This is a genomic window from Pseudomonas sp. HLT2-19-2, from assembly GCF_054898005.1.
The window spans coordinates 991,995-1,011,254 of sequence record NZ_CM142712.1; the positions used below are offsets into that span (position 1 = coordinate 991,995).

The 19,260-nt window shown below is 60.1% G+C and carries 18 protein-coding genes and 4 pseudogenes; 10 read left to right on the forward strand and 12 right to left on the reverse strand.

The features are described 5' to 3' along the window. Positions 1 to 313 precede the first annotated feature (313 nt). Positions 314 to 514 (forward strand): Flp family type IVb pilin, encoded by a 201-nt coding sequence (locus ACYZTU_RS04530; protein WP_461968348.1) that lies wholly within the window; start codon positions 314 to 316, stop codon positions 512 to 514. Positions 515 to 594: 80 nt separating this feature from the next. Further along, the gene (locus tag ACYZTU_RS04535) at positions 595 to 1,008 is read left to right on the forward strand and encodes a response regulator (RefSeq protein WP_461968350.1); all 414 of its coding nucleotides are present in this window, start codon (positions 595 to 597) and stop codon (positions 1,006 to 1,008) included. A 32-nt stretch (positions 1,009 to 1,040) separates the two neighbouring features. Here the strand turns inward: ACYZTU_RS04535 and ACYZTU_RS04540 are convergent, their stop codons facing one another. Together ACYZTU_RS04540 and ACYZTU_RS04545 are read right to left on the reverse strand one after the other, a co-directional pair. Continuing rightward, positions 1,041 to 1,895: a MaoC family dehydratase gene (locus ACYZTU_RS04540; RefSeq protein ID WP_461968352.1), complete on the reverse strand. Its 855-nt coding sequence runs from the start codon at positions 1,893 to 1,895 to the stop codon at positions 1,041 to 1,043. Between the two features lie 2 nt (positions 1,896 to 1,897). Continuing rightward, positions 1,898 to 3,250 (reverse strand): 3-oxoacyl-ACP reductase, encoded by a 1,353-nt coding sequence (locus ACYZTU_RS04545; protein WP_461968354.1) that lies wholly within the window; start codon positions 3,248 to 3,250, stop codon positions 1,898 to 1,900. A 223-nt stretch (positions 3,251 to 3,473) separates the two neighbouring features. On the opposite strand from ACYZTU_RS04545, the gene ACYZTU_RS04550 reads away from it, so the two are divergent. After that, a complete protein-coding gene (locus ACYZTU_RS04550; protein ID WP_461968356.1) occupies positions 3,474 to 4,751 on the forward strand; it encodes an acetyl-CoA C-acetyltransferase in 1,278 nt (425 codons plus the stop codon). Between the two features lie 28 nt (positions 4,752 to 4,779). On the opposite strand, the pseudogene ACYZTU_RS04555 reads toward ACYZTU_RS04550, so the two are convergent. Next, a pseudogene (locus ACYZTU_RS04555) lies at positions 4,780 to 5,023 on the reverse strand (methyl-accepting chemotaxis protein); the annotation flags it as partial. A gap of 321 nt (positions 5,024 to 5,344) precedes the next feature. Here ACYZTU_RS04555 and ACYZTU_RS04560 point away from each other — a divergent pair. Together ACYZTU_RS04560 and ACYZTU_RS04565 are read left to right on the forward strand one after the other, a co-directional pair. Beyond that, positions 5,345 to 6,238, forward strand: a complete 894-nt coding sequence (locus tag ACYZTU_RS04560; RefSeq protein ID WP_123369234.1) for a PA4780 family RIO1-like protein kinase — start codon at positions 5,345 to 5,347, stop codon at positions 6,236 to 6,238. Between the two features lie 129 nt (positions 6,239 to 6,367). Continuing rightward, positions 6,368 to 6,580, forward strand: a pseudogene (locus ACYZTU_RS04565) (MFS transporter); the annotation flags it as partial. Here ACYZTU_RS04565 and cueR read toward each other — a convergent pair. From cueR to ACYZTU_RS04580, 3 genes are all read right to left on the reverse strand, one after another. Further along, positions 6,576 to 6,971 carry a Cu(I)-responsive transcriptional regulator gene (cueR, locus tag ACYZTU_RS04570; protein WP_461968358.1) on the reverse strand — a complete coding sequence of 132 codons (396 nt, stop codon included), beginning with the start codon at positions 6,969 to 6,971 and terminating at the stop codon, positions 6,576 to 6,578. The pseudogene ACYZTU_RS04565 and the gene cueR overlap by 5 nt on opposite strands. Further along, positions 6,968 to 9,361, reverse strand: coding sequence for a heavy metal translocating P-type ATPase (locus ACYZTU_RS04575; protein ID WP_461968359.1), 2,394 nt, complete (start codon positions 9,359 to 9,361; stop codon positions 6,968 to 6,970). Before ACYZTU_RS04575 ends, cueR begins: the two co-directional genes overlap by 4 nt. 86 nt (positions 9,362 to 9,447) lie before the next feature. Continuing rightward, positions 9,448 to 9,831 carry a hypothetical protein gene (locus tag ACYZTU_RS04580; protein WP_461968361.1) on the reverse strand — a complete coding sequence of 128 codons (384 nt, stop codon included), beginning with the start codon at positions 9,829 to 9,831 and terminating at the stop codon, positions 9,448 to 9,450. Between the two features lie 148 nt (positions 9,832 to 9,979). Between ACYZTU_RS04580 and ACYZTU_RS04585 the strand changes: the two genes are divergently transcribed. Both ACYZTU_RS04585 and ACYZTU_RS04590 read left to right on the forward strand, forming a co-directional pair. Continuing rightward, positions 9,980 to 10,177, forward strand: coding sequence for a heavy-metal-associated domain-containing protein (locus tag ACYZTU_RS04585; protein WP_461968363.1), 198 nt, complete (start codon positions 9,980 to 9,982; stop codon positions 10,175 to 10,177). A gap of 95 nt (positions 10,178 to 10,272) precedes the next feature. Further along, complete coding sequence (locus ACYZTU_RS04590) at positions 10,273 to 11,469, forward strand: multidrug effflux MFS transporter (protein ID WP_461968364.1); 1,197 nt, start codon at positions 10,273 to 10,275, stop codon at positions 11,467 to 11,469. Positions 11,470 to 11,477: 8 nt separating this feature from the next. On the opposite strand, the gene ACYZTU_RS04595 is transcribed toward ACYZTU_RS04590, so the two are convergent. The 3 genes and pseudogenes from ACYZTU_RS04595 to ACYZTU_RS04605 all read right to left on the reverse strand — a co-directional run. Beyond that, positions 11,478 to 11,648, reverse strand: coding sequence for a hypothetical protein (locus ACYZTU_RS04595; RefSeq protein WP_282376845.1), 171 nt, complete (start codon positions 11,646 to 11,648; stop codon positions 11,478 to 11,480). A gap of 151 nt (positions 11,649 to 11,799) precedes the next feature. Beyond that, positions 11,800 to 12,813 carry a zinc-binding alcohol dehydrogenase family protein gene (locus ACYZTU_RS04600; protein WP_461968366.1) on the reverse strand — a complete coding sequence of 338 codons (1,014 nt, stop codon included), beginning with the start codon at positions 12,811 to 12,813 and terminating at the stop codon, positions 11,800 to 11,802. 70 nt (positions 12,814 to 12,883) lie between these two features. Next, positions 12,884 to 12,949 (reverse strand): annotated as a pseudogene (locus ACYZTU_RS04605) (antibiotic biosynthesis monooxygenase); the annotation flags it as partial. 119 nt (positions 12,950 to 13,068) lie between these two features. Between ACYZTU_RS04605 and ACYZTU_RS04610 the strand changes: the two are divergent. Continuing rightward, a complete protein-coding gene (locus ACYZTU_RS04610) occupies positions 13,069 to 13,998 on the forward strand; it encodes a LysR family transcriptional regulator (protein WP_129438744.1) in 930 nt (309 codons plus the stop codon). Positions 13,999 to 14,315: 317 nt separating this feature from the next. Next, positions 14,316 to 15,050 (forward strand): ArsR/SmtB family transcription factor, encoded by a 735-nt coding sequence (locus ACYZTU_RS04615; RefSeq protein WP_461968367.1) that lies wholly within the window; start codon positions 14,316 to 14,318, stop codon positions 15,048 to 15,050. A 124-nt stretch (positions 15,051 to 15,174) separates the two neighbouring features. Here the strand turns inward: ACYZTU_RS04615 and ACYZTU_RS04620 are convergent, their stop codons facing one another. Together ACYZTU_RS04620 and ACYZTU_RS04625 are read right to left on the reverse strand one after the other, a co-directional pair. Continuing rightward, positions 15,175 to 16,128: an adenosine deaminase gene (locus ACYZTU_RS04620; protein WP_449645849.1), complete on the reverse strand. Its 954-nt coding sequence runs from the start codon at positions 16,126 to 16,128 to the stop codon at positions 15,175 to 15,177. Between the two features lie 79 nt (positions 16,129 to 16,207). Next, positions 16,208 to 16,408, reverse strand: a pseudogene (locus ACYZTU_RS04625) (2OG-Fe(II) oxygenase); the annotation flags it as partial. Between the two features lie 226 nt (positions 16,409 to 16,634). Here ACYZTU_RS04625 and ACYZTU_RS04630 point away from each other — a divergent pair. Beyond that, a complete protein-coding gene (locus ACYZTU_RS04630) occupies positions 16,635 to 17,723 on the forward strand; it encodes a calcium:cation antiporter (RefSeq protein WP_461968369.1) in 1,089 nt (362 codons plus the stop codon). A gap of 42 nt (positions 17,724 to 17,765) precedes the next feature. Here ACYZTU_RS04630 and ACYZTU_RS04635 read toward each other — a convergent pair whose 3' ends face one another. Then, positions 17,766 to 19,124 (reverse strand): 8-oxoguanine deaminase, encoded by a 1,359-nt coding sequence (locus tag ACYZTU_RS04635; protein WP_461968371.1) that lies wholly within the window; start codon positions 19,122 to 19,124, stop codon positions 17,766 to 17,768. Positions 19,125 to 19,260: the final 136 nt, after the last annotated feature.

A 19,260-nucleotide genomic window follows, 5' to 3' on the forward strand; every position in this document is an offset into this window, starting at 1 on the left:
CTTTCCTGCTGCTTGAGACCCCGTTACATCCGACGAGACAACTTCGCAATCAGGCAGCTATGAACATGGAACTATTTCGCTATTTGAAGGTAGCTCAGCTAGAGCGAAACGCCATTACTGGTCTGAAAATAACTAACGAAAGTGAGTAGCCAGGGCGAAAACGTGACTTTTTTGGCGTCAATGAAACACCTAATACTTTAGTGATAATTCGTTCTTACAGTTGTGGGTACGGGGAATGCCGACAATGCTGATGCTGGCATAGGGGAATCATGTTGCGGCCGTGCAACACCCGTTGTCGTCCAGGAGAAACGCCATGTCCTTTACGAAAATTGCTCAGAAGATCAAATCCGAAATCGCTTTTTACAAAGGTCTGGCCAAAGATACCGAGGGTGCCTCGGGTATCGAGTACGCGATTGTTGCCGCCATGATTGCGGTGGTGATTGCCGGCCTCAGTACAGGGATGGGGACCTCGATAACAAACCTGTTCACCACCATCAAAGCCGCCATCGATTGACGCGAGAAGACGCGCCGGCAACTTGCCAATGCGTCAAAGGGGCTCTAACGTCAGCGCTTAGTCCATTGCAGGTGTTGCCCATGAACTCTCCCACACTCCCACGCCAACAGCTTCTTCTGGTCGATGATGAGGAGGACGCGTTGCTGGAGCTGGCGGAGTTGCTGGAGGGCGAGGGCTTCAATTGTTTTACCGCCACCTCGGTCAAACTCGCGCTGCAACATCTGACGCGCAATCCCGATATTGCATTGGTGATTACTGATTTGCGGATGCCGGAGGAGAGTGGCATGTCGTTGATCAAGCGGTTGCGTGAACATACGTCCCGGCAGCATTTGCCGGTGATTGTGACGTCGGGGCATGCGGATATGGAGGATGTCAGTGACATGTTGCGGTTGCAGGTGCTGGACTTGTTTCGCAAGCCGATTTATCACGTTCGGCTGTTGGAGACACTTAATAATCTGTTTCCGCAGCCTCAAGCGGGACTCGTTGGGACCTGACTTTTTGAGGGTGTACAACCACTGCCGAGCGATCAGGGAACAGGCCGCCAATGCCCCACCATATGCTCCAAATCCCCCGCACCCACCAACCGTAAATCCCCACTGGCCCCTGCCGCACTGGCCAGCAATGTCACTTCACTGGGCAACCGCACCGGTTTCCTGAATTGCACCGCAATCTCGACATTCGCCGCCGGCAGATGCTCGCTTAACGCCGCCAGCGTACGTGCCTTGTTCCACAACCCATGGGCGATGGCCGTAGGAAAACCGAAGAGTTTGGCGCTGGCGGCACTCAGGTGAATCGGGTTGTAGTCGCCGGACACTTTGGCGTACCGCCGTCCAATGTCCGACGGCGCTTTCCAGCGGGCCACTTCCGACATCTGCAGCGTCGATGCCAACACTTCTTCGATGGGCTGGCCTTCGAGTTTGGCCCCGCGGCACAACATCTGGCTTTCCGCTTCCCACAGCGGCCCCAACTGATCGTCAAGCGTCGTCACCAGATCGAACGTCGCGCCCTTTTCATGTGGCTGAAGGTTTTGCACCTGCACGCTGACCCGCACGCGATTCACGCCGCCCATTGGACGCAAGATGCGAATGCGGTTGCTCAGGTGAATCAACCCCAGCAGCGGGAACGGAAATTCCTTGGCCGTCAGCAATTGCATCTGCAAGGCGAACGCCAGGATGTGTGGATACGTCGGCGGCAGCAGGCCGTTGTCGGCAAAACCACAGACGTTGCGATAGGCCGCCAGACGCTTCGCATCGACATTGACCCAACAGCGTAAACCCGAATCGGGCAGGGTGGTGCCGGTGATTTTGCGTCGCGTCGCTGCCCGTACGTACAACGCCGGCAGGCTCGGTTCGCGGTTGAGTGTGTGCCAATCGATGATCATGCCTAAGCCCCCAAAACACTTTGTCCGCACACGCGCAGCGCTTGCCCGGTAAACGCGCCGCTGCCCGGTTGAGCCAGCCACGCCACCGCTTCGGCGACGTCTTGCGGCAAGCCGCCCTGGCCCAACGAACTCATGCGCCGCCCGGCTTCACGCAGGCCAAACGGAAGGTGCGCGGTCATCTGGGTTTCGATGAAGCCGGGTGCGACTGCGTTGATGCTGATGCCACGCTCATTGAGCAATGGCGCCCAAGCCTGGGCCAGGCCGATCAGCCCGGCCTTGCTCGCTGCGTAATTGGTTTGCCCGCGATTGCCGGCGATGCCGCTGATGGACGCCAGCAGGATCACCCGACCGTTGTCGTGCAGGGTGCCGCTGTCGAGCAGTGCCTTGGTCAGCACTTGCGGCGCAGTGAGGTTGACCGCCAGCACCGCGTCCCAGAATTCCGGGGTCATGTTGGCCAGAGTTTTATCCCGCGTGATGCCGGCGTTGTGGACGACGATGTCGATGCCGTCGGGCAGTTGCTCGATCAACTGCGCGGCGGCGTCTTCGGCGCAAATATCCAGGGTTATGCTGCGCCCGCCGAGGCGTGCGGCGAGGGCTTCGAGATCAGTCTTGGCCGGTGCTACGTCGAGCAGGATCACGTCGGCACCGTCGCGGGCCAGGGTTTCGGCGATGGAGGCGCCGATGCCGCGTGCCGCGCCGGTGACCAACGCCTTGCGGCCGGACAGTGGACGAGTCCAGTCCGTCACCTGCGTGTCGCAGGCGTTCAAGCGAATCACTTGCCCGGAAACGAACGCACTTTTGGGCGAGAGGAAAAACCTTAGTGAGCCTTCCAGTTGATCCTCCGCACCTTCGCCGACATAAATCAGCTGCAAGGTGCCGCCGTTGCGCAGTTCCTTGGCCAGCGAACGGCTGAAACCTTCCAACGCGCGCTGGGCGCTGGCGGCGAACGGATCGCTCAAGGTCTGCGGCGCGCGCCCCAGAATCACCAGGTGCGCGTTGTGATCGAGGTTTTTAATTAACGGCTGGAAGAACTCGCGCAGCTGTTTGAGTTGATCGGTCTGCACCAGGTCACTGGCGTCGAACACCACAGCTTTGAGTTTGGGGCCGTGGCCGGGAATCCACGCGGTGGCCAGTGAAGGCTCGGTGCCGTAGCTGTAAATCGCGTCGGTCAGGCGGTTGGCGAAGGCACTGACCTTTTCCGCCAGCGGGCCACCGCCTATCAACAGCGCCCCTTCAACAGGGCGCAGCCGGCCAGCTTGCCAGCGCTCCAGCCGAACCGGCAACGGCAGACCCAGGGCCCCGACCAAACGATGGCCGATGGACGAATTGGCGAAGTCGATATAGCGGTCAGACATGGAACGCGCTCCAGCAGCTGGGGTTCAAAGTGTGGACCACGAATGGCGTTTAGTCGTTCGATCCACGAGATAAGGCCTACGCTAGATCATTGTAGGAGCGAAGCTTGCTCGCGAAGGCGGTATTTCATTCAGAGGGGATATTGAATGTGCCGGCGCCTTCGCGAGCAAGCTTCGCTCCTACAGGGGATGGTGTTTACATTTAATTTTTTGACAGGAGCTTTTCATGACTCAGCTGCGCCGCGTTGCGATTATTGGTGGTAACCGTATCCCCTTCGCCCGTTCCAACGGGGCGTACGCCACCGCCAGTAATCAGGCGATGCTCACCGCCGCGCTCGAAGGCTTGATCGAACGCTACAACCTGCACGGTTTGCGCATGGGCGAAGTGGTCGCCGGTGCCGTTCTCAAGCTGCCGCGGGACATGAACCTGACACGCGAGTGCGTGCTCGGTTCGCGGTTGTCTCCCGCTACCCCGGCCTATGACATCCAGCAGGCCTGCGGCACGGGTCTTGAAGCGGCTTTGCTGGTCGCGAACAAGATTGCCCTGGGTCAGATCGATTGCGGTATCGCCGGCGGCGTCGATACCACCTCCGACGCGCCAATTGGCGTCAATGAAGGCCTGCGCAAAATCCTTCTGCAAGCCAATAGCGCCAAGACCACCGCCGACAAACTGAAAATTTTCCTGCAACTGCGCCCCCGTCATCTGATCCCGGAACTGCCAAGTATCGGCGAATTGCGCACGGGTTTGTCCATGGGCGAGCACTGCGAGTTGATGGCCCAGACCTGGAACATTCCGCGCGCCGAACAGGACCAACTGGCGTTGGAAAGTCACCAGAAAATGGCCGCGTCCTTCACCGAAGGCTGGCACAACGATTTGATGACGCCGTTCCTCGGCCTGACCCGCGACAACAACCTGCGCCCGGACCTGACCCTGGAAAAACTCGCCTCACTCAAACCCGCGTTCGAAAAAAGCGCCAAAGGCACTTTGACGGCGGGCAACTCGACGCCGCTCACCGATGGCGCGTCGCTGGTGCTGCTGGGCAGTGAAGATTGGGCCAAGGAACGTGGCTTGCCGATCCTCGCGTATTTGCGCGATGGCGAGACGGCGGCGGTGGATTTCGTCAACGGTGCCGAAGGGCTGTTGATGGCGCCGGTGTATTCGGTGCCGCGTTTGCTGGCGCGCAATGGCTTGACCTTGCAAGACTTCGATTACTACGAAATCCACGAGGCCTTCGCCGCGCAGGTGCTCTGCACGCTAAAGGCCTGGGAAGATCCGGACTATTGCAAAACTCGCCTCGGCCTCGATGCGCCGCTGGGTTCCATCGACCGCAGCCGCCTCAACGTCAAAGGCAGTTCACTGGCGGCCGGGCATCCGTTTGCCGCTACCGGCGGGCGCATCGTCGCGAGCCTGGCGAAGTTGTTGGAGGCAGCGGGGCAGGGTCGAGGGTTGATCTCGATCTGCGCCGCCGGTGGCCAAGGCGTGACGGCGATTATTGAGCGCTGAGGATCACGCTGTTGCCCTGTTGCTGCCACGGCCAGGACACATATCCGCCCGTAGCGGTGCCGAGGATCGCATAGGCGTAGTACAGATGGCTGTTGCCCAGGTCCTGAAGCAGGGTAAAGACGAATGCTCTCGGCGTTGGCTCTCATGTAGGTCTTGAGGCTGTCGTCGGACTTCTTGATCAGCAGTTGGGTCGCCAGGTAATTCACGTTCTGGCTGATGCCGTCAAGTTGCATGGCGATGCTGACCCGACGAATTTCACGGTCGGACAAATCACTTTGTCACTGATGAATTCGGCTGATGGAGGCGGAAATTGAGGCCTATTAAGAAAAGCCCTACGAAGGGTATGAATCGAGGTGTCAACTTCTGTCGCAAATACCCTCCAAGCTTTACCGCTACAAGTGACGCTGGCTCAGCTATGATCTGGGGCGGCCAATGACGAGGGTCGGGTTTGCCTGATTAATCCGGCAGAGTGTGTGCTTCTTGATGTCGATGGGAACGTTCATAGGTCGGCAACCCCTCCCCGGAATGAGTGGATTGCCGTATAACGAATGACTTTCGCGTGTTTGGTAATAAAGGACCCCCAATAAAAGCTGATGAAGACTCCAAAACGCATTGAACCCCTGATCGAGGACGGTCTGGTCGACGAGGTGCTGCGCCCACTCATGAGTGGTAAAGAAGCAGCTGTTTATGTGGTGCGCTGCGGCAACGAGTTACGTTGCGCGAAGGTCTACAAGGAGGCGAATAAACGCAGTTTCCGTCAGGCGGCCGAGTATCAGGAAGGCCGCAAGGTGCGCAATAGCCGTCAGGCTCGAGCGATGGCCAAGGGCTCCAAGTTCGGCAAGAAAGAAACCGAAGACGCCTGGCAGAATGCCGAAGTGGCGGCGTTGTTCCGTCTGGCCGGTGCTGGCGTTCGGGTCCCTCAGCCTTACGACTTCCTTGAAGGCGTGCTGCTGATGGAACTGGTGGCCGACGAGTACGGTGATGCCGCGCCGCGTCTGAACGACGTGGTGCTGGAACCGGATCAGGCGCGCGAATATCACGCGTTCCTGATTTCGCAGATCGTGCTGATGTTGTGCACCGGTCTGGTGCACGGTGACCTGTCGGAATTCAACGTGCTGCTGACCCCGACTGGCCCGGTGATCATCGACCTGCCGCAAGCGGTGGACGCGGCGGGCAACAACCACGCGTTCAGCATGCTGGAGCGGGATGTTGGCAACATGGCGTCGTACTTCGGGCGGTTTGCGCCGGAGTTGAAAAAGACCAAGTACGCCAAGGAAATGTGGGCTTTGTTTGAAGCCGGCACCTTGCACCCGGCCAGCGTCTTGACCGGCGAGTTCGACGAGCCGGAAGAGTTGGCCGACGTTGGCGGGATCATGCGCGAGATCGAGGCGGCACGCCTGGATGAAGAGCGTAAGCAAGCGGTGCGTGCGGCAGATGATGCACCACCGGGAAAAACCGAAGAGCCGCCTCCGCCCTGGATGCAGTGATTGGTTGATGAGAAACCCGGCTTCGGCCGGGTTTTTTTTTGTAGATACCTGCCACCTGATCTCCCAAACGCTAGAGATCAAAGGTGGGAGCAACTGTCTTGATGTCTTTTATTTTGAAGATTGACAAGAGGCAACTCGATGTTCGCCATCGGCCTCAACAGCCAGTTGCCACACTTGATCGAAAACGAACACCTGCTCAAGACCAACGCCTGGATCACTTCGGCATCGTGGGCAGCAATGGTCGGTGGAAGTTTGGTGTCGGGGCTTTTAGTGGCCGCATTCGGCTTTGAAACGGTGTTTGCATTGAACGTGGTCACTTATCTGCTGGCCGCGTTGTTCATCTACAGCCCGACTCCAGGTTCTTGAGAATCGGGCAGTCGGGACGGTGATCACCGTGGCAATGTTCGACCAGGTCCTGCAGGGTATCGCGCAGTTGGCCGAGTTCGCGGATTTTCTGGTTCAGCGCTTCGATGTGCTGACGGGCCAGGGCCTTTACGTCGGCGCTGGCTCTTTGGCGGTCCTGCCAGAGGGTCAGCAGTTTGCCGACTTCATCCAGTGAGAACCCCAGGTCCCGGGAACGCTTGATGAACGCCAGGGTATGCAGGTCGTCGTCGCCGTAGACCCGGTAACCGCTGTCGGTACGATGGGCGGCCTTGAGCAAGCCGATGGATTCGTAATAACGAATCATCTTCGCGCTCAGGCCACTCTGGCGGGCCGCTTGGCCGATGTTCATTGAGTGTCCTCCAGATCCTTGGGCTTCCAGGTTTTCAACAGTAACGCATTGCTCACCACGCTGACGCTCGACAACGCCATGGCGGCGCCGGCCAGCACCGGGTTGAGAAAGCCAAACGCTGCCAGCGGAATACCAATCAGGTTGTAGACAAAGGCCCAAAACAGGTTCTGACGAATCTTCGCGTAGGTCTTGCGACTGATCTCCAGCGCCGCCGGCACCAACCGTGGGTCGCCGCGCATCAGGGTGATCCCGGCCGCGTGCATCGCAACGTCGGTGCCACCGCCCATGGCGATGCCGATGTCTGCGGCAGCCAAGGCCGGTGCGTCGTTGATGCCGTCGCCGACCATCGCTACCACGCCGGTTTTCTTAAGCGTGGCGACGGTGGCCGCTTTGTCGGCGGGCAGCACTTCGGCGTGGACATCCTTGATGCCCAGCGCCTCGGCAACCACTTTTGCACTGCCGCGATTGTCGCCGGTCAGCAGATGGCTGCTGATGTTGCGTGCGCTGAGTTGTTGCACGGCTTGCAGCGCGCCGGGTTTGAGCGTGTCGCCGAAAGCGAACAGGCCCAGCACACATGGTTCGGGACTTTGCTCGATCAGCCAGGACAGGGTCCGGCCTTCGGTTTCCCACGCGGTGGCGGAGTCAGCCCATTCACCTGCGCTCAAGCCGCTCTCTTTCAACAGACGACGATTGCCCAGCGCCAATCGACGACCGCCCAGAGTGCCCGCGATGCCACGGCCGGTCAGGGACTGGCTGTCGCTGACATCGGCGACGGTCAAACTGCGTTCGGCGCAAGCGTCCAGAACCGCCTTGGCCAGCGGGTGTTCACTGCCGCGTTGCAGGGCGCCGGCCATTTGCAGCAGGGCCGATTCGTCACCGTCGATGGCGCTCAAATGAGCGATGCGCGGAGTACCCGAAGTCAGCGTGCCAGTCTTGTCGAAGACCACCGCACTGACTTCATGCGCGCGCTCCAGTGCTTCGGCGTCTTTGATCAGAATCCCGTAGCGCGCCGCCACCCCAGTGCCGGCCATGATTGCCGTTGGTGTGGCCAACCCCAGGGCGCATGGGCAAGCGATTACCAAGACCGCCACGGCATTGATCAGCGCCGTTTCCATCGGTGCGCCGTACAACCACCAACCGATCAAGGTGGCCAACGCTATCAGCAGAACCGTAGGGACAAACACCTGGCTGACTTTATCCACCAGTTTCTGGATCGGCGCTTTCGCAGCCTGAGCGTCTTCCACCAGCCGAATGATGCGCGCCAGCACGGTTTCTGCGCCCAAGGCCAGGGTGCGAACGAGCAACCGGCCTTCGCCATTGATCGCACCGCCAGTGACCTTGTCGCCGGGATGTTTGGGCACCGGCAGGCTTTCGCCGCTGATCAGCGCTTCGTCGGCGTGGCTCTGGCCTTCGACCACTTCGCCGTCCACCGGGAAGCGTTCACCGGGTTTGACCATCACCAGATCATTGAGGCGCAAGGCGCTGATGGCAACGTCCTGCTCGCGGCCGTCGATCACCTGAATCGCCCGTTCCGGCCGCAAGGCTTCGAGGGCGCGGATGGCACTGGCGGTCTGGCGTTTGGCGCGGCTTTCCAGATACTTGCCCAGCAGCACCAAGGCAATCACCACCGCCGAGGCTTCAAAATACAGGTGCGGCATGCGCCCGGCGGCGGTGGCCCATTCATAGAGACTCAAGCCATAACCGGCGCTGGTGCCCAACGCGACCAGCAAATCCATGTTGCCGGCACCGGCGCGCACCGCTTTCCAGGCGGCCACATAAAACCGCGCACCGAAGATGAATTGCACCGGCGTGGCCAATGCGAATTGCACCCAGGCAGGGAGCATCCAGTGCACACCGAACGGTTGCAGCAGCATGGGCAGCACCAGTGGCGAGGCGAGGGCGATCGCCATGATCAAGGCCCAGCGCTCGCGGTGCAGGCGCTGTTGCTGATGGTCGGTTTGAGGGTGTTCAACTTCCCAGACGCTGGCGCTGTAGCCAGCCTTGGTCACGGCAGCGATCAAGGTTTGCGCATCGATCTGACCGAGCAGTTCGAGGTGTGCGCGTTCGTTGGCCAGGTTGACGCTGACGCTCTTGACCCCCGGCACTTTGGCCAGCGCTCGTTCGACCCGGCCGACGCAGGAGGCGCAGGTCATGCCGTCGATGCTCAGTTCCAGGCTCTGCTGCGGCACGCTGTAACCGGCCTGCTGCACGGCGTCCATCAACGCCGGCAGGCTGTCACTGGGCGCGTGAACCCGAGCCTGTTCGGTGGCCAGGTTGACGCTGACGGCAGAGGCGCCGATGACTTTGCTCAAGGCACGCTCGACACGCCCGGCGCAACTGGCGCAGGTCATGCCGGCAATCGGCAGATCGAAAGTGGTGGATTCGGACATCGGTCACGCTCCCTGTAGAAGATGCCTACAGGATCAACCTTGCCATGCGGGCAAGGTCAAGCATCCATTGTTTCGTCCCGTGACAATCAATAATCCAGGGCGACCGGCTTGAGATACATCCCTTCCTGCGTCATCGCAATCCGGAACTTCAGCACGTCACCGGCCTTGAGCGTGATGCTCTGCGAACCCGGAGCGAGCATGCCCGGGTTGCAACCCGGCGCCTGGCCCGGCAGCAGTTTCAGGCGCAGGGACACATCGCCCGGCGGCAGGTTGAACGAGGTGCTTTGTTCCTGGAATAACCGCGCTGACAACTGATCCTGGATATACACGCCGATTTCGCAGTTGGTCGAGACTTCCAGGCGCTCGCGGGAAATGATCAGTACGCCGTAATCCGCCCCGGCCGCATTGACCGAGGGCGCGACGGCGAAAAGGCTGAGAAAGCCAAACAGGCTGAGAGCTGACCAGCGCATGGCTGAATCTCCTGATGTCGAGTCATTGATGGGACGCAGCTTGGCCGAGCGCGACGCCGATTGCCAGCCCGGCAGCTCACTTCAGAACTTGACCTTGCCATAATGGCAAGCTCGAGACTGCACGCAACCTCACTCAAGGAGTCGTCCCATGCAAGTGTTCAACGTTCAAGGCATGTCCTGCGGTCACTGCGTCAAAGCCATCACTCAGGCGCTGCAAGCCAGGGATCCTGCGGCCAGCGTGCGTATTGATCTGGCTGCGAAAGAAGTCGGCGTCGACAGTGCATTGACAACGGATCAAGTGATCGCGGTGATCACCGAAGAAGGTTACGAGGCGAAAGTCGCCTGAAGCTTTTTAATAGTTAGCGACCTAACGGAATGTTCAAGGCGTCCATGCGCGGCTAGACTGTCGGGCTGCCGACCTCATGTCCAACTGGATGCCTGATGAACCTTCGTACCATTTTGATTCTTGGCGCCTTGAGCGCCTTCGGTCCGCTGGCGATCGATTTCTATCTGCCGGCCTTCCCGGCGATGGCGCTCGCCTTCGGCACCGACGAAAAACACGTTCAGCTGACCCTGGCGACGTATTTCCTGGGCTTGTCCATCGGTCAACTGGCTTACGGCCCGGTGGCGGATCGCTTCGGGCGACGCGTTCCCTTGCTGACCGGCGTCGGTCTGTTCACCGCAGCCTCCCTGGCGTGCGCCTATGCGCCGAATCTCGAATGGCTGATGGGCGCACGTTTCATTCAGGCACTGGGTGGGTGCGCGGGGATGGTGATCGCGCGAGCGGTGGTCAGCGATAAATGCGATGCGGTGGGTTCGGCGAAAGTCTTTTCGCAGCTAATGCTGGTGATGGGCCTGGCGCCGATTCTTGCGCCAATGCTGGGTGGGCTGTTGGTCAACACCACGGGCTGGCAGTCGATCTTTCTCGTGTTGAGCGGTTTCAGTGCGCTGGCAGGGTTGGCCGTGGCGCTCGGGCTGCCGGAAAGTCTGCCGGCCCATATGCCGCGTCAACCGTTGTCCGGCGCGTTGCGTCAGTACGGTCGACTGTTGTCGGATCCGTTGTTCCTTGGCCACGCCTTGACCGGTGGAATCGCCATCGCCGGGATGTTTGCCTACATCGCCGGTTCACCGTTCGTCTTCATCAAGCTTTATGGCGTACCGGCCGAGCATTTCGGCTGGTTGTTCGGGACCAATGCGGCGGGATTCATTCTGGTGGCGCAGGTGAATGCGCGACTGCTGGCCAAGCGTGGCCCGGCGTTTCTGCTGGTGCGCACCGTGTGGATCTACCTCGGCGCGGGTCTGGCACTGCTGGCCGTCAGTTCTTTGCACACCGCGCAGTTATGGCCGTTGCTGATTCCGCTGTTTATCTGCATCGCCAGCCTCGGTTGCATCCTCCCCAACGCTTCGGCCTGCGCCATGAATGGGCAGGGCGCTCGCGCCGGCAGTGCGTCGGCGATGCTCGGATGCCTGCAATTCAGCGTCGCTGCCGGGGCAGCAGCGCTGGTGGGTGTTTTACACGATGGCAGCGCCATGCCGATGGCCATGGTCATCAGCCTGTGCGCAATTCTGGTGGTGAGCGTGGCGATGCTCACCCGACGTTTACAAAATGCCCGGGCACTGGCACACGCCCAGGTCTGAGGACGAACTTAGCCAGCAGCGCGCTGCTGGTGTTCATTAATTTGATGAGGTGCTTGTAGTCGCGCTTCAAGGGTGCGGGTGAAGGCGCGAGCTTCGGCTTCGCTGCGGAATGTCACGGCGTGTTGGTCCAGGCGGACCTGCCACTGGGATTTTGCCAATTCTTTTATCAGGATCTTCATTGCTGATCTCTCCTCTCGTAAAAGATGTCACATAAAAGATTGCACCGCAGAGTTCACGATTGTAGACCCGAATACGATCGCAATTGTGACAACGGTCAACCTTCTGACTGACGGTGTCGTCCACCCTGGACAACACCGATACCATCTCGCATTAGAACCCTTCGAGCACAATCTTGCCTTTGGACTTGCCGCTTTCGAGCAGTTCATGGGCACGACGCAGGTTCGCCGCATTGATGCTCCCGAAGTGCTCGCCAACCGTGGTTTTCAGCGTCCCGGCGTCGATCAGCTGCGCAACGCGGTTGAGCAGTTTGTGCTGCTCGATCAAGTCTGCAGTTTCGAACAGCGAGCGGGTGTACATGAACTCCCAGTGCAGCGACAGGCTCTTGCGCTTGAGCTTGGTCACGTCCAGCGCCTTCGGATCATCAATCAGGGCCAGTTTGCCTTGCGGCGCCAGTGCCTCGACCAATTGATCCAGGTGGTGATCGGTCTGGGTCAGGCTGGCGACGTGGGTCACCTGGTCGAGGCCGGCGCGTTTGAGTTCTTCGCTCAACGGCTGGCTGTGATCGATCACCAGGTCGGCACCCAGCTCACGAACCCAGCTCTGGGTTTGCGGGCGAGAAGCTGTGCCGATGACTTTCAGCCCGGTGAGCTGGCTGGCCAATTGCGTGAGGATCGACCCCACACCGCCCGCGGCACCAACGATCAAAAGGCTCTGGCCTTCATCGGTTTTGCCTTCACGCACTTGCAGACGCTCGAAGAGTAATTCCCACGCGGTGATAGCGGTCAGCGGCAACGCGGCGGCTTCGGCGAAACTGAGGGTTTTCGGCATATGGCCGACGATCCGCTCGTCTACCACGTGCAGTTCGCTGTTGCCGCCAGCGCGGGCGATGGAGCCGGCGTAGAAGACTTTGTCGCCCGCCTTGAACAGCGTTACTTCATGACCGACGGCCTTGACCACCCCGGCCACGTCCCAGCCCAGCACTTTCGCCGCGCCGCCTTCGGGCTGGACGTTCTGGCGCACTTTGGTGTCCACCGGGTTGACCGAGATGGCTTTGACGTCCACCAACAGGTCGCGCGGGCCGGCGACCGGCTCTGGCAGTTCGATGTCTTGCAGCGAGTTTGAATCGCTGATGGGCAAGGAGGCGTAGTAGGCAATGGCTTTCATTGGGGCTCCTGAACAGTAATAAAGAAGGCAGAAATCAGACGATGGAACGCAGGCGCTTGAGGTCGAAGTGTTCGAGGGCGTCCTGCTGGCCGGCTTTGGCGATGAGGGTGGCGATAGCGGTAAAAGGCTGGGACATGTTCGACTCCGGGAATGGGATGAATTTGATGGGACGGATGATTGGCTATTTCTCTGCAAGATAAAACCCGCTAAAAGAGCAGTCTCTTTCAATATTTTTTTGATAATCGAGGCTGAAAAATGCTGCGTTTCGATGACTTGCAGTTGTTTGTCCGGGCGGCGGACCTGGGCAGTCTGTCAGCGGCGGCGCGTGGGATGGACATGTCGGCCGCGGTGGCCAGTGCGGCCTTGAAGCGCATCGAACAGCAGCTCGGCGCCCGGTTGCTCGCCCGTTCTACCCGCAGCCTGCGGTTGACCGCTGAAGGCGAGGGGTTTCTCGAATACGCTCGGGCCGCCTTGAGCAATCTTGATGAGGGGCGCCGTTTATTGGCCAGCGGTCAGGACCAGGTCAGCGGGATTTTGCAGCTGTCGGCGCCTTCGGACTTTGGCCGCAATCTGCTGCTGCCATGGCTGGACGAGTTTCAGCGCGAGCATCCCAAACTCACGGTGCGCCTGCTGCTGGGCGATCGCATCGCCGACCTGTTCCGCCAACCAGTGGACATCGCCCTGCGTTACGGCGAGCCGGAAGACTCAAGCCTGGTGGCGCTGCCCATCGCCCCGCAGAACCGCCGGGTCCTCTGTGCCGCCCCGAGTTACCTGGCCCGCCATGGCGAGCCGCGACAACTGGAGCAACTGGCTCAGCACAATTGCCTGCTGTTCATGCTCGGCAGCCGGGTCCACGATCATTGGAGTTTCCACGACGGCAAGCGCGAGGTCAGCCTGACCGTCAGCGGCGATCGTTTCAGCGATGATGCCGATGTCGTGCGGCTGTGGGCCGTGGCGGGTGCCGGGATTGCCTACAAATCCTGGCTTGATGTCGCCGCCGATGTGCTGGCCGGTCGATTGAAAGTGCTCATGCCGGAACTGCTCTGTGAGCGCGCACCGCTGAATTTGCTGTGCGCCCATCGCGCACAATTGAGTAAGCCGGTGAACCTTTTGCGGGAAATGCTCGCCAGCCGATGCGCCCGGTTGAGTAGCCAATTTCCGACGTTATCGGGCCCCGATCATTAGTCGCAGGCAAATAGCGAAATTTCACTCAGGAACTATCACCACCAATGGTTTCCCAAGGGCAGGAACCGGCGGTTAACCCGCCTATACTAGCGCTCGCCTCATGTACGCACCGTCGATCTCGCAATGGCGAGTCCACATCCGAGTCAGCCAGGCCCCATGGTCAATCGCCGCGGCTTTGCGAAACCTGCGAAGCAATGGCCTGTGCGATTGGCAGGCTTTGCCCGGTTTATGGCGGTTTCCTCGCCTTGGCCTACGACACATTACTGGTCAAGATGTCTCTGAGCAGTAGACGAAACGATTCAACAGGGAGTGAATACATGGAACATGCACCTTGCATCAGCCAGATCGCCACGTTGCTGGCTGACCCAAAGCGCAGCGCAATGATGTGGGCCTTGATGGACGGCTCGGCGCGGCAAACCGAAGAGCTGGCCTTGTTGGCCAGCCTGTCACCGTCTTCGGCCAGTGCTCATCTGGGGCGTTTGTCCGCCGGAGGACTGTTGAAAGTCGAAATCCGCGGCCGCAAGCGGTTCTTTCGTCTTGCCGCGCCCGAAGTGGGTGCCGCGATAGAGGCTCTGGCCAGCGCCACCCTGGCCAGCACGCCTCGGGAAATCCCGGACGTTTTCAAGCGCACGGCCCCCCTCGCCAAACCTCAGGTGGCGCCTTCGTCATTTTTGCGCGCCAGGCTTTGCGACGACCATCTGGGCGGCACCCTGGCCGCCGATCTCTATCAGCGTCTGCTTGATTCGGGCTGGATCGAACAGTCCGATCAGCGGGTCATGATCACTCACAAGGGCGCCACGCACTTGGCGACGCGTGGTGTGTTCATCCAGGCGCTGGCCCATCGCAACAGCAGAGTCGCTTGCGCTTGTCCGGACTGGAGCGAAAGACGCCCACACATGGGCGGATCACTGGGTGCGGCGTTGCTGCAATTGTTCATGCAGTCCGGTTGGTTGAGCCTGCCCAACGATTCGCGAGCCTTGCAGATCACCGCCGCGGGGCAGCGTGAAATCCATCGGTTCGCCAAAGAAACTGAGCTGGAAATGGCGTTGTAGACGCGCTCTGCGTGGGAATGCCTGAACGGACGCTCTGCGTCCGCTCTTGGGACGCGGAGCGTCCCTGGCTGCATTCCCACGCGGAGCGTGGGGAACGATCAGTCAGCGTGGGAACGATCAGTAACTAGGGTTTCACCAACCGTGCATCCAGGCTGTTCTGAGCCAGGCGCTTGGCCTGATCCTGGGTCATGCCCAAATCGGTGTAGAGCGCGTGGAAGTTCTCGGTGACATAACCGCCGAAGTACGCCGGGTCATCCGAGTTCACGGTCACTTTCACACCACGTTCCAGCATGTCGAGAATGTTGTGCTGAGACATGTGATCGAACACGCAGAGTTTGGTGTTCGACAACGGGCACACGGTCAACGGGATTTGCTCGTCGATAATCCGCTGCATCAATCGTTCGTCTTCGATGGCGCGTACGCCATGGTCGATGCGCTGGATTTTCAGCAGGTCGAGGGCTTCCCAGATGTACTCGGGCGGGCCTTCTTCACCGGCGTGGGCGACGGTCAGGAAGCCTTCGTGCCGAGCGCGATCGAACACGCGCTGGAATTTGCTCGGCGGATGACCCATTTCCGAACTGTCCAGACCCACAGCGACAAACGCATCACGGAACGGCAGCGCCTGGTCGAGGGTTTTCTCGGCTTCTTCTTCGCTCAAGTGGCGCAGGAAGCTGAGGATCAAACCGCTGGTGATGCCCAGTTGCTGCTCACCATCTTTCAGCGCGGCGGCGATGCCGTTGAGCACCACTTCGAACGGTATGCCACGGTCGGTGTGGGTCTGTGGGTCGAAGAACGGTTCGGTGTGAATCACGTTCTGTGCCTTGCAACGCAACAGGTAGGCCCAGGTCAGGTCGTAGAAGTCCTGAGAGGTGCGCAACACGTCGGCTCCCCGGTAATACAGGTCGAGAAACTCTTGCAGGTTGTTGAAGGCGTAGGCTTTGCGCAGGGTTTCGACGTCGCTCCACGGCAGGGCGATCTTGTTGCGATCGGCCAGGGCAAACAGCAGCTCAGGCTCCAGCGAACCCTCAAGGTGCAGGTGCAGTTCTGCCTTGGGCAGGGCGTTCAGCCAGTCGTACATAGTCTTTTCTCATCAGGTGCAGAGGGCGTGCATTCTACAGATGCTCGTGGAAACAATTAGTAAAACCTGACCAGCCGGTTCATCCCACCGCTTCCTGTTCCCGTCGATAGGCGTAGGTGTCGGCGAAGCGCGAGAGCAGGAATTCGGCGCAGTTTGTGGCCGGATACTTTGCCGGGTGCCGTTCACAGCCGGGCAGGCATTCGATGGCCGTGTCCGGGTGCGGCTCGGCAAAGAACGGCATTGAGTAACGGTTCACGCCCAACGGCCTGATTACCCGGCGGCGTCGACGGCGTTCAGCTTGCCACTCACCGCTCTCATCCTCAGTCTAAATCCTGCGCAAGACACAAGCGGGCTTGCTCGCGATGAGGTCCGCAAGGCCAATAAAAGTGCATCGCCTGACACGGCCGCCACCCACTGGTGCGCTAAGGTGTAACGAAACGTTAGAGCCGCCCCGCAGTCAGTAGCTCATCACACTGATTTCGCTTCACACGGCAAAAAGGCCCGCAATGCTCACACTCCTCAAGCAAGAAAAGTTTTTGTTGCTTGCCCTGATCGCAGCATTCATCGCTTACCCGATGGAACACTGGATGCTGCACAGCGGCCAACCCATTGCGTTGACCGCTGGCCTGGTGCTGATCGCCTTCATCGTCGCGGCCTCCATGCGTGTCGCCCATCACGCCGAGCTGCTTGCGGAGAAAGTCGGTGACCCCTACGGCACGATGATCCTGACGCTGGCCGCGGTGTTGGTGGAAGTGGTGATTCTGGCGATCATGATGAGCAACGAGGCCTCACCGACTTTGGTGCGCGACACGATTTATTCGGCGGTGATGCTCGACATCAACGGCATCCTCGGCCTGGCCGCATTGATGGGCGGGATCAAGTACGGCGAACAGTCCTATAACGACGACTCGGCGCGCAGCTACAGCGTGATGATTCTCACCGCCATGGGGGTTTCCATGGTGGTGCCGGAGTTCATTCCCGAGGCCAACTGGAAGATTTATTCGGCGTTCACCATCGGCGCGATGATCGTGCTCTACGCCCTGTTCCTGCGCATGCAGGTCGGGCCGCACAGTTACTTCTTCAGCTACAGCTACCCGGAAAAGCGCCGCAAGAAAGTCCTGGAGGAAGAACCTGAACCCATCAATCTTGGGCTGAGTATCGGGACATTGGTATTCGGCGTGGTGGTGATCGGCGCATTGGCCGAAGTGATGTCCAAGACCCTCGATCTGGGCCTGGAAGGCACGGGCGCACCGCCAATAATCACCGCGATTCTGGTGGCGGCAATCTCGGCGGCGCCGGAAATTCTGACGGCGTTGCGGGCGGCACTGGCCAACCGCATGCAGTCGGTGGTCAACATCGCCATGGGCGCGTCACTGTCGACGGTGATCCTGACGGTGCCGGTGATGGAAGCGATGGCGCTCTACACCGGCCAGCCGTTTCAGATGGCGATGACCCCGGTGCAGACCGTGATGATCTTCCTCACGCTGATCGTCAGCGCGATCAACCTCAACGATGGCGAAACCAACGCCATCGAAGGGATGACGCACTTTGTGTTGTTTGCGACGTTCATCATGTTGTCGCTGCTGGGGTTGTGACTGATCGTTCCCACCAGAGCGTGGGAATGATCAGGTGGTGGATCAGGTACCGGCGATCAACTGCCGAGCCGCCTGGCTGTGATCAGCAATCAAACCTTTCAGATCCAGCCCTTCAACCTGTCCATCAATCACCCGCCACTTGCCACCGACCATCACCCGATCCGCCCGATCCGCGCCGCACAGCAGCAACGCGGAAACCGGATCATGGCTGCCGGAGAAGCGTAGCTCATCGAGCTTGAACAGTGCCAGATCCGCCTGCTTGCCCACCGCCAGTTCGCCGATATCGGTACGGCCCAGCAACTGCGCCGAACCCTTGGTCGCCCAACCCAGCACCAACTCCGGAGTGATCTTCTCGGCGCCATAACGCAGTCGCTGAATGTAAAGCGCCTGACGGGTTTCCAGCATCATGTTCGATGCATCGTTGGACGCCGAACCGTCCACACCCAAGCCCAGCAATGCGCCCGCAGCAGTAAGGTCCAGTGTCGGGCAAATGCCGGAAGCCAGTCGCATATTTGAACTCGGGCAATGGCAAATGCCGGTACCGGCGGCGCCGAGGCGGGCGATTTCATCCGGGTTGAAATGGATGCCGTGAGCGAGCCATGTACGCGGACCGAGCCAGCCGACGCTGTCCAGGTAATCCACAGTGCGCAGCCCGAAACGTTGCAGGCAGAAGTCTTCTTCGTCGAGGGTTTCGGCCAGATGGGTGTGCAGGCGCACGTCGAGTTTGTTCGCCAGTTCGGCGCTGGCGGACATGATTTCCGGAGTCACCGAGAACGGCGAGCAGGGCGCCAGGGCGATCTGGATTTGCGCGCCGTCGCCACGTTCGTGGTACTCGGCGATCAAGCGCTGACTGTCGTCGAGGATCACTTCGCCTTGCTGCACGGTCTGTTGCGGGGGCAGGCCGCCGTCCGCTTCGCCAAGGCTCATGGAGCCGCGAGTCAGCATGGCGCGCATGCCCAGTTCGCGCACGCTCTCGACTTGTACGTCGATCGCATTTTCCAGGCCTTGCGGAAACAGGTAGTGGTGATCGGCGGCGGTGGTGCAGCCGGACAGCAGCAACTCGGCCAACGCGACTTTGCTGGCGAGGGCGAGTTTTTCAGGCGTAAGGCGTGCCCAGACCGGGTAGAGGGTTTTCAGCCACGGGAACAACGGCTGATTGACCACCGGCGCCCAGGCGCGGGTCAGGGTTTGATAGAAGTGGTGATGGGTGTTGATCAGTCCCGGCAGGATCACATGCTCGCGGGCATCGAATACGTGTCCACAGGGCGCAGAAGGTTGCTGGCCAGCGCCGAGCACTTCGACGATCAAACCGTCTTGCAGCACCAGGCCGCCACGGGCATCGAGGCCATTGGCAGTGAAGATCGCGAGGGGGTTTTTTAACCAGGTACGGGTCGCAGGCATGTTGGCCGGCTCCTCTGAAAGTTGGGTTCAGGGTTGCCAGCTCAGTGTTGCCCTGTCTGCTGATCCAGGGTCGTCGCGGGGACGAGGTGCGGAGTTTCAAACAAAACGGCGTTGCGGGCAAGCCTGGCCCGACAGA

Coding starts and splice junctions, on each gene's coding strand:
- ACYZTU_RS04530 (WP_461968348.1), top strand. CDS start 314: ATGTCCTTTACGAAAATTGCTCAGAAGATCAAATCCGAAATCGCTTTT.
- ACYZTU_RS04535 (WP_461968350.1), top strand. CDS start 595: ATGAACTCTCCCACACTCCCACGCCAACAGCTTCTTCTGGTCGATGAT.
- ACYZTU_RS04540 (WP_461968352.1), bottom strand. CDS start 1,895: ATGATCATCGATTGGCACACACTCAACCGCGAACCGAGCCTGCCGGCG.
- ACYZTU_RS04545 (WP_461968354.1), bottom strand. CDS start 3,250: ATGTCTGACCGCTATATCGACTTCGCCAATTCGTCCATCGGCCATCGT.
- ACYZTU_RS04550 (WP_461968356.1), top strand. CDS start 3,474: ATGACTCAGCTGCGCCGCGTTGCGATTATTGGTGGTAACCGTATCCCC.
- ACYZTU_RS04560 (WP_123369234.1), top strand. CDS start 5,345: ATGAAGACTCCAAAACGCATTGAACCCCTGATCGAGGACGGTCTGGTC.
- cueR (WP_461968358.1), bottom strand. CDS start 6,971: ATGAACATCGGCCAAGCGGCCCGCCAGAGTGGCCTGAGCGCGAAGATG.
- ACYZTU_RS04575 (WP_461968359.1), bottom strand. CDS start 9,361: ATGTCCGAATCCACCACTTTCGATCTGCCGATTGCCGGCATGACCTGC.
- ACYZTU_RS04580 (WP_461968361.1), bottom strand. CDS start 9,831: ATGCGCTGGTCAGCTCTCAGCCTGTTTGGCTTTCTCAGCCTTTTCGCC.
- ACYZTU_RS04585 (WP_461968363.1), top strand. CDS start 9,980: ATGCAAGTGTTCAACGTTCAAGGCATGTCCTGCGGTCACTGCGTCAAA.
- ACYZTU_RS04590 (WP_461968364.1), top strand. CDS start 10,273: ATGAACCTTCGTACCATTTTGATTCTTGGCGCCTTGAGCGCCTTCGGT.
- ACYZTU_RS04595 (WP_282376845.1), bottom strand. CDS start 11,648: ATGAAGATCCTGATAAAAGAATTGGCAAAATCCCAGTGGCAGGTCCGC.
- ACYZTU_RS04600 (WP_461968366.1), bottom strand. CDS start 12,813: ATGAAAGCCATTGCCTACTACGCCTCCTTGCCCATCAGCGATTCAAAC.
- ACYZTU_RS04610 (WP_129438744.1), top strand. CDS start 13,069: ATGCTGCGTTTCGATGACTTGCAGTTGTTTGTCCGGGCGGCGGACCTG.
- ACYZTU_RS04615 (WP_461968367.1), top strand. CDS start 14,316: ATGGAACATGCACCTTGCATCAGCCAGATCGCCACGTTGCTGGCTGAC.
- ACYZTU_RS04620 (WP_449645849.1), bottom strand. CDS start 16,128: ATGTACGACTGGCTGAACGCCCTGCCCAAGGCAGAACTGCACCTGCAC.
- ACYZTU_RS04630 (WP_461968369.1), top strand. CDS start 16,635: ATGCTCACACTCCTCAAGCAAGAAAAGTTTTTGTTGCTTGCCCTGATC.
- ACYZTU_RS04635 (WP_461968371.1), bottom strand. CDS start 19,124: ATGCCTGCGACCCGTACCTGGTTAAAAAACCCCCTCGCGATCTTCACT.